Origin of the sequence: Paenibacillus sp. S29, from assembly GCF_049319765.1 — a bacterium.
Classification (GTDB): domain Bacteria; phylum Bacillota; class Bacilli; order Paenibacillales; family Paenibacillaceae; genus Paenibacillus; species Paenibacillus polymyxa_B.
The window spans coordinates 115,491-130,588 of sequence record NZ_JBMOUI010000009.1 but is presented as its reverse complement, the minus strand read 5'-3'; the positions used below and the strand labels follow the sequence as shown (position 1 = coordinate 130,588).

Here is a 15,098-nt window from a genome sequence, read left to right as displayed (position 1 = left end):
CAGTTTGGTCTAATCGTACTGTATAATAGGCATCAGATTTATTACATTTAAGGAGGAACCGAAGCAATGACATTATTCAGCCAAATGGCTTACAGTCGACCAGAGCAACCTGAAATTGAACAGCGGTTTAAAACGCTGTTGCAGCAGTTTCGTGAAGCAGACAGCGTAGAACGTCAAAATGAAGTGATTCATGCGATTAACAAGCTGCGCAGTAATGTGGAAACACAATTGCAATTGGTGGAAGTTCGGCACTCTATTAATACGGAGGATGCCTTTTACAAAGCGGAGCAAGAGTATGCTGATGATTTCATGCCGGTTATTCAGGAGTATGTAACCGATTACTACCGGGCATTGGTGGATTCTCCATTCCGAACCGAGTTGGAGAGTCAATGGGGCAGCCAGCTTTTCAGTATTGCCGAGGTAGCACTCAAGTCGTTCCATCCGGATATTATTGAGGATTTACAGCAGGAAAATAAGCTGACCTCGGAATATGCTCAATTGATTGCTTCAGCGAAGATCCCGTTCGAGGGAGAAGAACGCACATTGTCGCAGCTCCTGCCTTTTGAAATGGCTACCAACCGGGAGACGCGCAAACAGGCCTCCGAGGCTAAATATCAATTTATGAGTGAGCATGAGGACGAGCTGGACCGGATTTATGATGAACTGGTGAAGGTACGCACGCGCATGGCACACAAGTTGGGCTATGACAACTTCGTAGAATTGGGCTATGCCCGCTTGGGACGTACAGATTACAATGCCGAAATGGTAGCCAATTTCCGCGAGCAGGTGCTGAAGCACATCGTTCCTCTGGCAACCAAGCTGAAGGAGCGGCAGCGCGAACGGATCGGAGTAGATCAGCTTCGCTATTATGACGAGGGCTTCAACTTCCTGTCAGGCAATCCTACGCCTAAAGGTGACCCGGAGTGGATCATTCGTAATGGAGCACGTATGTATGAGGAACTTTCAGCGGAAACACATGAATTTTTTAGCTTTATGATCGAACGTGGATTGATGGATTTGATCAGCAAAAAGGGCAAGCAAAGCGGAGGCTATTGTACATTTTTGAGTGAATATGGCACGCCGTTTATTTTCTCGAATTTCAATGGTACATCCGGTGATATCGACGTATTGACGCATGAAGCAGGTCATGCCTTCCAGGTCTATGAAAGCCGACATTTTGAAATTCCTGAGTACCATTGGCCAACCATGGAGGCGGCTGAGATCCACTCTATGAGCATGGAGTTTTTCGCATGGCCTTGGATGAATCTGTTCTTCGAAGAAGATACGGACAAGTATCACTTTGAACATCTATCTTCATCGTTGCTGTTCGTACCTTACGGCGTAGCCGTGGACGAATTCCAGCATGCCGTATATGAACACCCAGACTGGACCCCAGCCGAACGTAAAAGCGCATGGCGCTCCATTGAACGTAAGTATAAACCGCATCTGGATTATGAAGGCAACGAGTATCTGGAGCAGGGCGGGTTTTGGCACAAACAGGGTCATATTTTTCAATCCCCGTTCTACTATATTGACTATACACTCGCGCAACTGTGCGCGTTCCAATTCTGGAAACGCATGAGTATCGACCGGACAGCGGCGTGGGAAGATTATTTGAAGCTGTGCCGTGCTGGGGGAAGTCGATCCTTTACCGGATTGGTTGAGCTGGCTGGATTGATCTCGCCGTTCCAAGATGGATGTATCGCCTCTGTAATCGGAGAAATCGAAGCATGGCTGAACAGTGTGGATGATAAAAAGCTGTAAACATAACTAAAAAAGGGCATTTCGCTTACCTGTCAAAGCTGAAAAGCTTGCAGATAGCGGAATGCCCTTTTGTGTAAATGAAACTTCAATTAATGTTTGGTGTTAAGCGGTTTGAGATTGGCTTCAATAGATGCGCGGCGCGATTCCAAAAATGGCGGTAAAGCCAGCGATTCACCCAGAAACTCGAGTTCTTCATCCGTATCAAAGCCGGGTCCATCGGTTGCCAATTCAAACAGAATGCCGTTCGGCTCACGGAAATACAATGAACGGAAGTAAAAGCGATCTACAAAGCCTGAGTTGGAAATTTGCAGCTGCCCAATACGGTCTACCCATTGTTTGAGCTCTTCCTCGGTTTCAACACGGAAAGCTACATGGTGCACACTGCCGCGTCCTGGTCGCTCTTGTGGCAGATCGTTGCGCTCTTCCAGATGAACTTCGGTTCCTGTACCGCCTTCACCCGTTTCATAGATGACCACATCCGGTTGTCCAGCAACAGGAGAAGGATAGGAGCCCTTTTTGCGGAAGCCCATAACCTGTTCAAGAATAAGAATGGTATTCTCCGCTTTGGGAATAGTCAGATGAACCGGCCCAAGTCCTACAATGCCGTATTCGGCAGGGACAGGGCTTTTCTCCCAAGGCGTGCCGCCGCGCATTCCATGATCATGCTCATCTGAAACGAGGAAGAAGCGTTGTCCTTCAAAATCCTCAAACGAAAGCGCCAGGCGTCCTGCTTGATCCGTAATTTCACCATGTTTTACATCCAGCTGCTCGAAGCGGTTTTTCCAGTAATCCAGTGCCTTGTCATTTGGTACCCGTAGGGAGAGAGCTGAAATGCTATTATTTCCTGTACGAGTTTGTCCCGCATGTGGAATTTCAAAGAAAGTGACTTCGGTACCCGCAGTTCCACGCTCATCTCCGTAAAAAAGGTGATACACACTAACATCATCTTGGTTCACCGTTTTCTTGATCAACCGAAGTCCCATTACCTGAGTATAAAAATCAACATTTTTAGCCGCTGCCGCTGTAATCGCCGAAACGTGATGTAATCCTAATAGTTTCATGTCATTATCCTCCTTGGTTTTTATATGATTAGGTTTTTTCTAAACAAAATAAACCGTCGTCGTAAATTTTTCTTTATATTTATTATCTTTATATTAAGATATATTATTTTTGATTGTTTGTCAACATGAATTGCGATCTTGCCACAATACAGTTTCATGATGGACAAAAATTGAATTCGAAATAATGCAAAAGCAGATACAATGAAGCTCAATATAGCTCAAAGTAGATAGAATGAATTTTATTATAAAAGGAGTGTACTCGATGTATACGGATAAGGATTTAACGATTAGGCCTGTTACAGAAGAAGACCTGCATGCCCTTTGGACATTAACTTACAAGGAAGAAGCACCGGAATGGAAGCAGTGGGATGCACCTTATTATGAACATAAGCCACTTTCTTTGGATGATTATTTAAAAGAGAAGGAAAAGCGAATCGGACAAGATGACTTTTGGATCATTGAAGTGGAAGGCAAGATCATTGGATCGGTGAGCTACTATTGGGAGCATCAGCCTTCTCAATGGCTTGAAATGGGGATAGGTATCTTTGATTCGCAGTATTGGAGCGGTGGTTATGGTACGAGGGCGCTTCGACTGTGGATCACGCATTTGTTTAATACATTACCTCTAGTAAGAGTAGGCTTTACAACCTGGTCAGGAAACCATCGGATGATGAAGGTGGGGGAGAAGCTGGGCATGACCCTCGAAGCCAAGCTTCGCAAGTGCAGATATTATAATGGAGAGTATTATGATTCGATCCGAATGGGGCTTCTACGGGAAGAGTGGAGGTTATAGGTATTCTGTAAAATAAGGCCTTACTAAGCATAAAAAGATGACTTCTGAATGGATCAGGAGTCATCTTTTTTGACGCGTATGGGTATTTTACTTTCTTATTTTTAGGTGCATCTACTCTGATTCTCGAAGTCGCTCCACAATACTTTGTTTGTTGTTCATAGAATAGACTGCTACTGGAATAAGTATCCCCAGCAATAATAGTACAGGCAATAAGGCTAGAAGTGGCCAGATTATAAAGTGATAGCTCAAAAACCACATCATACTGCTTAGGGGTTTCACAATTGAAATAGAGAATATGATCCCTAATAAAATGGAGGATAGGGCGGTGCCGAGAACATAATATAGCCCTTCATAGATCAGCATACCCCGCAATTGCTTTTTGGTCATGCCGATACTTTGCAGCATGGCAAACTCCTGACGCCGTGTCAATATACTCGTTAGAATTGCGTTTACAAAGTTGAGGATACCAATTAGGCCGATAATCAGACTGAGCGTGCCACCGATCATCATGATGGTGTTTTGCATACCGGAAAACTCATTCATTGAAGTAAATTTGGATGTGTAGTTCATTACTGGCTCTGTAGTTTCGGTGTAACTTTTTAAAAAGCTCTCCATGGCCTCTTCCTGATCAGGGGATACATTAAAGGCATAGCTCATCACAGCAGGCTGCTCCGCAAGCGGCTTGTAAATATTCGCCGGAAGATAAAAGTTATACTTATCTGAAAGGCGATCAGAATTGGTCGCATATTTAATTGCAACATGACCAAGCACTGTGAATTCATGCGTAGTATACTCTTTATCCAGCGGAGCTTCTGCTACTCCCATATAACTGTGAAGCGTGACCTTTTCACCCACCTTATATAGAGCTTCTTCCATATGGGGGATGTCATGGTCATCTAAATTTACCCCTTCCAATATATACTTACCGGAAGCCAGCTTCTCAAAGTCAAGCTCACCGTCTAACAATTGCAATTGGTGCAGTGGTAAATCCTCCAGCCCATACACTGTCGCTGTGAAGTTGCCGCGAGAGTCAGTTACATCGTGCTCATTGGTGTCTTTTCCATTCTCGACAGTAAGTACTAATTTGCCGCCGTACAAACGACCGCCTTCTTCAAAGCCGGGCTGTGTCTGTACAGCCTGAATAAAGCTCTCGGAGGTCTCATTTTCAGGGCCACTAAAATAGGGGCTATGAAAATATTCAGCATGAGCAATGAGAAAGTCAGTGTCGTTGAATTTGGATACAAACTTACTCATATCAATGCTCTGAGACAGGGTGAAGGCCGTGTTAAGAAGTACAAGGCTCAACGAAAGACTGATGACTACCAACACGGTACGCTTTGTATTGCGCCCCAAGTTGGAGCGAGCCATGTGGATCATTTTAGCCCCTTCAGTGGAGTTTTTCAGCTTACGGCCGCCCTTGGTATTTCCGTCTGTATATCTTACTGCCTCAACTGGCGAAACAGCTGCCGCAATTCTGCCTGGCTTAAAGGTGCTAATGATTACGGTTATGAGCGCGAACAGAGAAGATCCGACAAAAATCCATGGGTTAGGGGATACCGAGATTTCGGTACCGTTATACACAGTCATATTCATAATAAAAGGAACAAACGATTTACCAACAAAAAAACCTGCTATTAATCCAAATGGGATTCCTATCACTGAAAGAACTAACGCCTGTCTGCGAATGATCCGGCGGATCTGCTTGCCGCTTGTGCCGATCGTCTTTAAAAGACCATAAAAACGAATATCTCGCATCACCGATATTTGAAAAATGTTATAGATGATCAAATAGCCGGTAAATACAATCAGTATTAGGGCGGAAGTAAGTGCAATGATTGTTCCCGAATCCATACTAAAATTGGTCGATATATATGACCAATTTACATTATTCACGATATAGTTTGGTGCATCTTCGTCAAGCGAGTACCCGCTTTCGGTAATCACTTTACTGAGCTTTCCCCGCAAATCAAAGCTATTGTCGAACATCATATATGCACTAATGGTGCCAGCATAGAAATGATCCTTTTTATAGTTGCTTTGTAATTCCTTGGCATGAGCATCCACATAGGATCTGGAGGCCAATATTTGTCCTGCATTAAACACAGGATCGCTTTTCCACCAGCCGGATAGGATAAAATCACGCTGTACTTCTTTACCCCGTATGTCAAGCTTTAGCCTCAAAGGTGCTCCAACCTCCAGTGGAACACCCAATAGCTGCAACGTCTTGGAGTCTGCAATTACTTCATTTTCCGCTGCAGGCTTACGCCCCTCTTTAAGGTTAATAAAACCAAGCTTCATCCCTACATCGTCGTAATACCAGAACTCCGTATGGCGTTTTAGAAATTTATCGTTCATAACTCGATCGCTTAATATACGGTTATAAGCTATTTCCTTGATCAACGGATGATCCTTGACATGATTAAATTCGTCATCTGTTATATATTTAAGTATGGCATGACCATCTCCACCGGCCTGTCGCATGGTCGCCCGTTGTAAGCTTTCCACAGCGCCAAGCCCCATAGTGAACAGTGTTGTAAATAGCAATGAGGTTAGTGCTATGGCAACAATAGCAATGAGGTTACGGGCTTTGTTTACTTTGAAGCTCTTATCTGCCAGCTTGCGGATTACTTTTTTGTTCTTTACCTTGATCATTTGCCTTCACCGCCAACTATTTTACCGTCCTCAATCCGGATGATCCGGTCTGCCATTTGCGCGATTTCCTCGTTGTGGGTAATCATCACTATCGTTTGGCGGAACTGCTGGCTGGATACTTTGATTAATCCCATCACATCCAGACTGGTTTTACTGTCCAGGTTTCCAGTGGGTTCATCTGCCAAGATAATGGCGGGCTTGGCTGCCAGTGCTCTGGCAATAGCTACACGTTGCTGTTGTCCACCGGAAAGATTGTTTGGCAGATTATTCATTTTGTGGTTAAGGCCCAAGGTATGTACTATTTTATCTATGTGGGTTTTGTCTGGCTCTTTACCATCCAGTTCAATAGGAAGCACAATATTCTCGTAGACATTCAAAACGGGCACCAGGTTGTAATTTTGAAAAACAAAGCCAATCTTTCGTCTACGAAAAATAGTCAATTCTTCGTCTTTTAATGTAGAAATATCTTTGCCGTCAATCGTAACGTTTCCACTTGTCGGACGATCAAGTCCACCCAGCATATGGAGAAGGGTAGATTTGCCGCTCCCGGACGTACCAACAATAGCGACAAATTCACCGCTTTCCACCTCCAGATTCACACCGTCTAAGGCATGAACAGCAGTATCTCCGTTTCCATAATGTTTTTTTAATGCCTGAGTTTTCAATAGAGCCATATACGTTCTCCTCCACAAAAAAATGTCTGTATCGTAGTCATCTACAGTACAGACATTAACACACTGATCTTTCTACAATCTTTCTGAAATCTAACGGTATTGAAAGAATTAAGTATCCATAGAAAGAAAAATCGAGAAGGTGGAGCCACTGCCGTAGCATGACCTTACCTTGATGTAACCACCCTCCGCAGCGATGATTTCTCTAGCTAAAAACAGTCCAATACCTACACCCTCCTGCGAGTTAACAGTAGGGGAGCGATAAAAGCGGGTAAAGATTTTACCTTGTTCTTCTTCTGCAATCCCTATGCCGTTGTCAGTGATATCAATTCGGCAAAACAATTCATAAGCCATCACTTTTATAATTACGCTTCCGCCTGTCTCTGTATATTTTATGGCGTTATCCATAATGTTATAGACAGCTTCACTCGTCCACTTTAGGTCAAAATAAGCATGAATAACGGTGTCCTCCCTAACAACTGGAATCCCTTTGGCATTTGCCTTTGGCGTTATTTGCTCCAGTGCAGCATCAAGGAGCTTTTGAACAGATTCTCGTCTTGGCGCTACCGTGATAATCCCCGTTTCAAGCCGCGATGTTTTTAACAATGCCTGGATCAGAAAGTTAAGCTTTTCGGCCTGAGCAGATAGAGCTTTCACACAAGTGGAGGTATCCTGTGATAGTTCGTATTCGCTAAGTAGTTGGGAATAAAGCAGGATGTTGGCCAATGGTGTTTTCGTTTGGTGTGAAATATCGGAAATCAGCTCATTTATTTTATTCTTTTCAGCAAGCAGATTTTTGGAGGACACGGAACAAATGGAAAGAAATCTCACAAATTTAGCTTCTATTGAAGAAAGAACGGATTCATCAAAGACATCCTCCGAGAAGCTGCCATTTAGCGCAGCATCCAGCATGTTCTCAATAGTTTTCATTGTTTTTTGGATGCTCCTGCGATACAGCATAATAGCACACATAGCAGTGCATACAGCAGCGACGGCAATTCCAATACATATATATAGGAATGTCGTCATCTCATTTCAACGCCCATGTGTAGCCCAGCCCATACACCGTTTTAATATATTGTGGGGAAGAAGGATGATCCTCGAGCTTGTCACGTAGCCTTTTTATCGTAACTGACAAGGCATTTTCACCTACATATTCAGCACCGTCAGTCCAGATGCTGTCTATCAAATGATCGCGTGAAACGGTATTTCCTCGATTGTTGATTAGAATGCGCAACAATTTTTGCTCTGTTTTACTTAGTTCAATAGGTGTATCATTTCTAATAAATTCCATCCTTTCAAATGAGAAAGAAAAATTTCCTAGCTGAATGGAGTCTGTAAGCGAGTATCCGGATTTCTTTAGCTGAACACCAACCCTCGCTCTCAGTACCATAAGACTGAAAGGTTTGGTGATATAGTCGTCAGCACCCAGCTCAAAACCAGTGACGACATCTGTTTCCATATCATTCGCAGTCAGAACAATGACTGGGAAAGCTTTTGTTTTACGTATATGGGTTAAAAGGTCGAGTCCACTTCCATCCGGCAAATTTACATCAAGAATCACTAGGTCAAAGGCAGTAACATTCAACTGTTCTTTTGCAGTAGCTATGTCATACGTTTGTGTAAATACGTTGTTAGGTTCTTTAAGAGCAAGAACAATACCGTTACTCAAGGCGATATCGTCCTCGACGATTAGTATGTGATTCATCATTTTCCTCCTGTTTTTTTGATTCATCAAGTTAATGAATCCCGAATTCCAAGAACTGCTTACAGTAAAATAGAAAAAGAGGGCCCCAAAATCTTCCGCCTCTATTTTACAGGATATTGCTCTTATTTGCTCATTTGCTCTTTAGACTATTCAGGTTTTGCTAACACTTTTTTGACATGGTTTATTCATTGCAAAAAATTTGACAGATACAATATCACTGATATAATTTATGCTAGTTGATTTTTGATAATGATTATCATTATTGGAGGGGAGGACAGGGCCGAAGCTTGGTACAAGTTATTGGACAGGCTCCCTTAGTTAGAGATGAAATTACGTTATTTAATACTGGCTTTTCTGGTACTGGCCTTCGCCTCGGTTTTTATTGGTGTTCATGATGTAACTCCACTTGATTTGTTCCACTTAACCAACGATCAGGCGCAGGTACTCCTGATTAGCAGATTCCCACGATTGATCAGTATCATTATCGCAGGGGCGAGTATGAGTATCTGTGGATTGATCATGCAGCAGCTTACCCGGAACCGATTTGTATCGCCCACCACCGCAGGGACGATGGATGCGGCACGATTGGGTGTGCTGATGGCTATTATGGTGTTTGGAGCGGCAGGATTTTGGACGAAGATGCTGACGGCTTTTGGATTTGCTCTAGGGGGAACACTGATTTTCATGAAAATACTGGATAAAATCCGTTTCAAGGACCCGGTATTTATCCCGCTTGTCGGTTTGATGTTTGGAGGCATTTTAAATTCGGTAACGACCTTTTTTGCTTACAAATACAATCTGATCCAGGGAATTTCTTCGTGGATGCAGGGGGATTTTTCTCTAATCATGAGTGGTCGCTACGAGATGCTATATCTTAGTGTTCCTTTGGTTGCGTTGGCGTACATATATGCGAATCGTTTTACAATTGCAGGCATGGGTGAGGATTTTGCGGCCAACTTGGGTGTACATTACAAGCGCACCGTCAATGTCGGTTTGGTGATCGTGGCTTTGGTTTCCTCTGTTGTCATCTTAACGGTCGGGACGATTCCCTTTTTGGGGCTGGTTGTACCCAATCTGGTCAGCATGTATATGGGGGATAATCTGAAAAAAAGTCTGGCTCATACAGCGATCCTGGGCGCCGTCTTTGTGCTGTTTTGCGACATTTTGGGACGGGTGATCATTTATCCGTATGAAATTTCTGTAGGGCTTACGGTTGGTGTGATCGGGAGCGCGTTGTTCTTGTATTTGCTGCTGAGGAGAAGGGCTTATGAATCCTAAATTAAAAATCGGAATATTAGCCGCTGCCGCGCTTGTGTTGATTGCTGCTTTCGTGTTTATAGATCTTCCGCATACCTGGCATTACGCGCTGCCACGACGATTAAAAAAGATCGCAGCCTTCATTCTGACAGGTGGCTCCATTGCTTTTGCAACCGTTATTTTCCAGACGGTTACGAATAATAAGATTTTGACTCCCGGTATTATCGGACTGGATTCACTGTATATGCTGATTCAGACGACGATTATTTTTGCATTTGGTTCCGTCCCTTTCATTTCGACCAGCAAAGAATTGAACTTTTTGATATCGGTGGGGCTGATGGTGCTTTTCGCAGGACTGCTATACAAATTAATTTTCCGCAAAGATGGACGCGGGATTTATGTACTTTTGCTGATTGGTCTGGTGTTCGGCACGCTGTTTAACAGTTTATCTACCTTTATGGAGGTACTGATTGATCCAAACGAATTTGCGAAAATCCAGGACAAGAGCTTTGCTAGCTTCAGTAACGTAAATACCGAGCTATTGTGGCTTTCTGTATTCATTCTTGTTCTCGTATTCGCTTATGCGTGGAGATTCATCAAGTATCTGGACGTGCTGTCGCTGGGACGGGAGCATGCGATTAACCTGGGTCTTCCTTATGGTTTTATCATTAAAAGGCTACTGGTAATCGTAGCGATTCTCATTTCCATTTCTACAGCGCTTGTCGGGCCGATTACATTTCTCGGATTAATTGTGGCCAATGTGGCTTATCAGGTGATGAAAACCTATCAGCACCGTTATATTATTCCGGCCTCTATCTGTGTTAGCGTCATTGCATTGGCAGGGTGCCAACTGCTGGCAGAAAGAGTATTCGACTTATCGACAACGGTCAGCGTCATTATTAACTTTATCGGGGGGGTGTACTTCCTGTACCTTTTGCTGCGGGAGAATAAATCATGGTAGAAGTCAAAAACGTAACCAAACGCTACGGGAATAAAAATGTGGTGGATCAGGTATCCGTCACTGTACCTAAAGGAACCATTACCTCCTTTATTGGCCCTAATGGCGCTGGAAAAAGCACCTTATTGTCGATGATCAGTCGCCTGACTGACAGTGATGAGGGAGAAATCCTCATTGACGGGCAGGCCGTGAGCCTGACGAAAAGCGAGGAGCTAGCCCGGAAGATATCTATTTTAAAACAGACCAACGATGTCAATATTCGCTTAACCGTGAAGGAGCTGGTCAGCTTCGGCCGTTTTCCGTATTCCAAAGGCAGATTGAACAGCGAGGATCGCAAAATGGTGGAGCAGTCTATGGCCTACATGGGACTGGATGATATGAAAGATAAGCATATTGATTTGCTTAGTGGGGGACAGCGACAGCGGGCTTTTATTGCCATGATTCTGGCTCAGGACACAGAATACATCCTGTTGGATGAGCCGTTGAACAATCTGGATATGAAGCATTCGGTTCAGATTATGAAGACGCTGCGCGGTTTGGTGAATGATCTCGGCAAAACGATTCTGGTCGTGTTGCATGACATTAATTTTGCCTCCTGCTATTCAGACTATATTGTAGGGATGAAGGATGGCAGGTTGCTAAAACAAGGAACGGCTGACGAGATGATTGATAGTCAGGTATTAAAGGATTTGTACGATATGGATATTCCGATTCAACAGATCGGTGACCATAAAATTTGCGTTTATTTCACTTAGGGGGAATGTTAAATGAAGAAAAATATGATGTTTTTAACGTTAATGCTTGCATTGGTACTGATTGTGTCAGCCTGTGGCACAGCAGCTCCGGGAACACCGGAAGCGACTGGAAACGGCTCTTCTGCTGCAACAACGGAATCCAAAACCATCTCGGTCAAACACGCACTGGATGAAAACCCGGTCCAAGTCAAAGTTAATCCAAAAAATGTCGTTGTCTTTGATTTCGGTTCATTGGATACGCTGGATAAGCTGGGCGTTGACGTTGCGGCAGTAGCGCAGCAGGATCTTCCTACGTATCTGAGCAAATTTAAAGATTCCAAATATGCAAGTGCGGGCACGCTGTTTGAACCGGATTACGAGAAAATCAGTGATCTGTCTCCTGAGCTGATCATCATCGGCGGCAGACAAGCTGATGCATATAAAGAGTTGAGCAAAATTGCACCGACCATTTCGATGGCTGTAGACACCAAGGATTATATCAATTCCTTTAAGAAAAACGTTGAAACACTAGGTCAAATCTTCGACAAAGAGGATGCTGCCAAGCAGGAACTGGCTGCGATTGATAGCTCCATCAAGGCCGTACATGACAAGGCCGTAGCGAGCAAAGCTAAAGGACTGATCGTGCTGACGAATGAAGGAAGCCTGAGCGCATATGGCTCACAATCTCGCTTTGGTATCATTCATGATGCTTTTGGCGTAACTCCTGTAGATCCTGGCATTAAAGTATCCACGCATGGACAAAAGGTTTCTTTTGAATATGTACAGCAAAAAAATCCAGATTATATTTTTGTCGTTGACCGTGGGGCTGTGGTGGTCGAAGAAGGCAAGGAACAGGTTACAGGCAAACAAACCATGGAGAATGAACTGGTGAAGAAAACCAATGCGTTCAAAAACGGTCATATTGTATACCTTGATCCTAACTACTGGTACCTGTCAGGTAATGGTCTGGAATCCGTATCTGAAATGATCAAGGAAATGGATGCTGCACTGTAATGAATACATTCACATCATGGAGGACTGTGTAGGATGAAAGGTCATATAGATGAAATTCTATTAGATGGGTACCTTGTGCACGTCTATACACCTCCCGTCTCCATGAATCATAATGAGCTGTATCCTGTGCTGTATGTGCAGGATGGCAGCTCTTTATTTCTAAGCGGGTTGGATGAGCTGGAAAGAGGTTTTTCTACGGGAGAGTTGCCCCGTGTGGTGCTGGTAGGTATTGATCCCGTAAATCGACTGGATGATTACACGCCTTGGAAGGCAGCTGCTTTAGTAGAAGGAAGACCTGCTTTTGGCGGTGGTGGAGATGCCTATCTGGCGTTTGTGGTTACAAAAGTAATGCCGTACGTCGAGGCAAGATATCCAGTGCGCACTGGATCGGAGCATACGGGGATCATTGGCGCCTCATTGGGCGGATTAATTTCCATGTATGCCGTATTCAAGTATAAGGATGTATTCGGACGCGTCGGTTCCATCTCAGGCTCGTATTGGTATCCGGGTATGATTGATTATATGCAATCTGCATCTTGTGCAACTGTGAGGGATGGGACACATCGCTTGTATATATCTGTCGGGACCCGTGAAGGTGAAGGGAAGACGAATGTACAAAAAGATATGGTTCCGCTGACTCTTCAGGCACACGAGGTGCTGCGGACACAGGGACTTGACGCAAAAGATGTGCTTCTTGAGTTGGATCAGGATGCGGTGCATCGTGTGGATTGTTTTCAGCGTCAACTTCCTAAGGCCGTCCAATGGCTGTTCGGATAGCATGAATGGAATACGAATCTCATACAACAACTTCAAAGGATTGGAGAGCGTGGAGTCTCTATGTCTTTGGGGTTGTTTTTTTTGTATATTTTTTTCGTATAATAGAGAAATATTAAAAATTTAAAGTTATACGTTGTTGGAAGTGAGGGGAGCATAAATGAAAAAAAACCGCCTGGGATCATCCGATTTGCTGGTAGGTGAGATTGGTTTGGGATGTATGTCGGTCGGTACGGAGGAGCAGCAAGGTGTTTACTTGATTCATGAAGCGCTAGACAGGGGCGTAAACCTGTTGGATACGGCAGATTTGTACCAGCACGGACGCAATGAAGAAATCGTAGGTGCAGCGATCCGTGGACGGCGGCAGGAGGTCATCCTGGCGACCAAGGTCGGCAACCGGCGTATATCGGGGCAGGAGGGCTGGGGATGGGACCCATCCAAGAAATATATTCTGTCTGCTGTTAAAGAGAGCTTGCGTCGCCTTGGAACGGACTACATCGACCTGTATCAGCTGCACGGAGGGACGATTGACGATCCGATGGACGAAACCATAGAGGCTTTTGAGCAACTACAGCGGGAGGGCGTTATTCGTTACTATGGTATTTCCTCCATTCGCCCTCATGTCATCCGTGAATATGTTGAACGTTCGAATATCGTTAGTGTTATGAATCAGTATAGTTTACTGGATCGGCGTGCAGAGGAGGAGGTACTGTCTTTGCTTCAGGAGCGGGGAATTAGCGTGATTGCACGTGGGCCAGTGGCCAGTGGTGTATTGGCTGACGAAGGGGAAGGGAAGATAGCTAAGGGATATCTGGACTACAATGAAGCAGAGCTGCTGGATGTGCGTAAGCAATTAAAGGCATTTGCAGGGTCGGACCGTAGTATGGGTCAGACAGCGATTCGTTATAGTCTTTCACATCCGACTGTCGCTGCTGTGATCCCGGGTGCAAGCTCTTTGGGACAATTGGAGCATAATATTTCTGCTGCGGATATTGCACCGCTAACTCAACAAGAGCGGCAGACGCTACAGCAAATCAGCCGAGCCAATCGTTATGATGCGCAATACCGCTGATAAGGGCAATGATGGTACAAAAGCGTGTTCATCTGTTGCTCCTAGCTATAAACGCTACATTTCAGTCTATAACCGAAGTACACGCTTGAACATGTACCCATCCCAGTTGCAATTTATAAAAGAACCATTACAATATAAGAATAAGCCTCGGTTTATAATTCATATGTGAATATGGAGACGTTATAAATACACTCTAGGAGGGACCAACGAATGGAACGCATCGAATCTCAGCAGCAATATCAGGATTTAATTAACGGTGACGGTCTGACTGTCGTGAAATTTGATACAACCTGGTGTCCGGATTGCAAGACACTGGATAAATTTATGGACGGCATTATTGAGGAAAACGCGGATAAGCGTTTCTTTGCGCTTGATGCAGAGAAATTTCAGCCGATTGCCGACGAAAATCAAGTGCGCGGCATTCCGAGTCTGCTCGTGTTCCGTAATGGCGAAAAAATTGCTCATTTGCACAGCAAATACGCTAAAACGCCAGCTCAAATTTCGGAATATTTGACTACGCTAGAATCCAAACAATAATCAGAACGCATGATAGGGATAGTTCAGTACGATCTATCCTTTCTGCAAAATAGTAAAAGGGATATCCAAGGCTGATCATTCAGACCGTATGGATATCCCTTTT

The 15,098-nt window shown here is 44.2% G+C and carries 14 protein-coding genes; 9 read left to right on the top strand and 5 right to left on the bottom strand.

Features of this window, described 5'->3' with window-relative positions:
* Positions 1–66 precede the first annotated feature (66 nt).
* A complete protein-coding gene (locus tag ACL9RM_RS16745) occupies positions 67–1,764 on the top strand; it encodes a M3 family oligoendopeptidase (protein ID WP_053326125.1) in 1,698 nt (565 codons plus the stop codon).
* Between the two features lie 89 nt (positions 1,765–1,853).
* Here the strand turns inward: ACL9RM_RS16745 and ACL9RM_RS16740 are convergent, their stop codons facing one another.
* On the bottom strand, positions 1,854–2,825 hold the full coding sequence (locus ACL9RM_RS16740) for a ring-cleaving dioxygenase (RefSeq protein ID WP_061828937.1): 972 nt from the start codon (positions 2,823–2,825) through the stop codon (positions 1,854–1,856).
* 262 nt (positions 2,826–3,087) lie between these two features.
* On the opposite strand from ACL9RM_RS16740, the gene ACL9RM_RS16735 reads away from it, so the two are divergent.
* On the top strand, positions 3,088–3,618 hold the full coding sequence (locus ACL9RM_RS16735) for a GNAT family N-acetyltransferase (protein WP_250266711.1): 531 nt from the start codon (positions 3,088–3,090) through the stop codon (positions 3,616–3,618).
* 111 nt (positions 3,619–3,729) lie between these two features.
* Here ACL9RM_RS16735 and ACL9RM_RS16730 read toward each other — a convergent pair whose 3' ends face one another.
* The 4 genes from ACL9RM_RS16730 to ACL9RM_RS16715 form a co-directional block, all read right to left on the bottom strand.
* Positions 3,730–6,270, bottom strand: coding sequence for an ABC transporter permease (locus ACL9RM_RS16730; RefSeq protein WP_250266710.1), 2,541 nt, complete (start codon positions 6,268–6,270; stop codon positions 3,730–3,732).
* Entirely contained in the window at positions 6,267–6,944 is a 678-nt protein-coding gene (locus ACL9RM_RS16725) for an ABC transporter ATP-binding protein (RefSeq protein WP_250266709.1), read from the bottom strand. The genes ACL9RM_RS16730 and ACL9RM_RS16725 overlap by 4 nt, the downstream gene beginning before the upstream one ends.
* Positions 6,945–7,052: 108 nt before the next feature.
* Positions 7,053–7,970: a sensor histidine kinase gene (locus ACL9RM_RS16720; RefSeq protein ID WP_250266708.1), complete on the bottom strand. Its 918-nt coding sequence runs from the start codon at positions 7,968–7,970 to the stop codon at positions 7,053–7,055.
* Position 7,971: 1 nt separating this feature from the next.
* On the bottom strand, positions 7,972–8,649 hold the full coding sequence (locus ACL9RM_RS16715) for a response regulator transcription factor (RefSeq protein WP_250268965.1): 678 nt from the start codon (positions 8,647–8,649) through the stop codon (positions 7,972–7,974).
* Between the two features lie 324 nt (positions 8,650–8,973).
* Here ACL9RM_RS16715 and ACL9RM_RS16710 point away from each other — a divergent pair, with 324 nt between their 5' ends.
* The 7 genes from ACL9RM_RS16710 (at position 8,974) to ACL9RM_RS16680 (ending at position 14,995) form a co-directional block, all read left to right on the top strand.
* A complete protein-coding gene (locus ACL9RM_RS16710; protein ID WP_129550005.1) occupies positions 8,974–9,927 on the top strand; it encodes an ABC transporter permease in 954 nt (317 codons plus the stop codon).
* Positions 9,917–10,867, top strand: coding sequence for an iron chelate uptake ABC transporter family permease subunit (locus ACL9RM_RS16705; RefSeq protein WP_209940458.1), 951 nt, complete (start codon positions 9,917–9,919; stop codon positions 10,865–10,867). Before ACL9RM_RS16710 ends, ACL9RM_RS16705 begins: the two co-directional genes overlap by 11 nt.
* On the top strand, positions 10,861–11,619 hold the full coding sequence (locus ACL9RM_RS16700) for an ABC transporter ATP-binding protein (protein ID WP_250266707.1): 759 nt from the start codon (positions 10,861–10,863) through the stop codon (positions 11,617–11,619). Before ACL9RM_RS16705 ends, ACL9RM_RS16700 begins: the two co-directional genes overlap by 7 nt.
* A gap of 12 nt (positions 11,620–11,631) precedes the next feature.
* Positions 11,632–12,612, top strand: a complete 981-nt coding sequence (locus ACL9RM_RS16695; protein ID WP_250266706.1) for a siderophore ABC transporter substrate-binding protein — start codon at positions 11,632–11,634, stop codon at positions 12,610–12,612.
* A 33-nt stretch (positions 12,613–12,645) separates the two neighbouring features.
* Positions 12,646–13,389: an alpha/beta hydrolase gene (locus tag ACL9RM_RS16690; RefSeq protein WP_250266705.1), complete on the top strand. Its 744-nt coding sequence runs from the start codon at positions 12,646–12,648 to the stop codon at positions 13,387–13,389.
* Between the two features lie 157 nt (positions 13,390–13,546).
* Positions 13,547–14,458 carry an aldo/keto reductase gene (locus ACL9RM_RS16685; RefSeq protein ID WP_250266704.1) on the top strand — a complete coding sequence of 304 codons (912 nt, stop codon included), beginning with the start codon at positions 13,547–13,549 and terminating at the stop codon, positions 14,456–14,458.
* Positions 14,459–14,668: 210 nt separating this feature from the next.
* Positions 14,669–14,995, top strand: a complete 327-nt coding sequence (locus tag ACL9RM_RS16680; protein ID WP_025721930.1) for a thioredoxin family protein — start codon at positions 14,669–14,671, stop codon at positions 14,993–14,995.
* Positions 14,996–15,098: the final 103 nt, after the last annotated feature.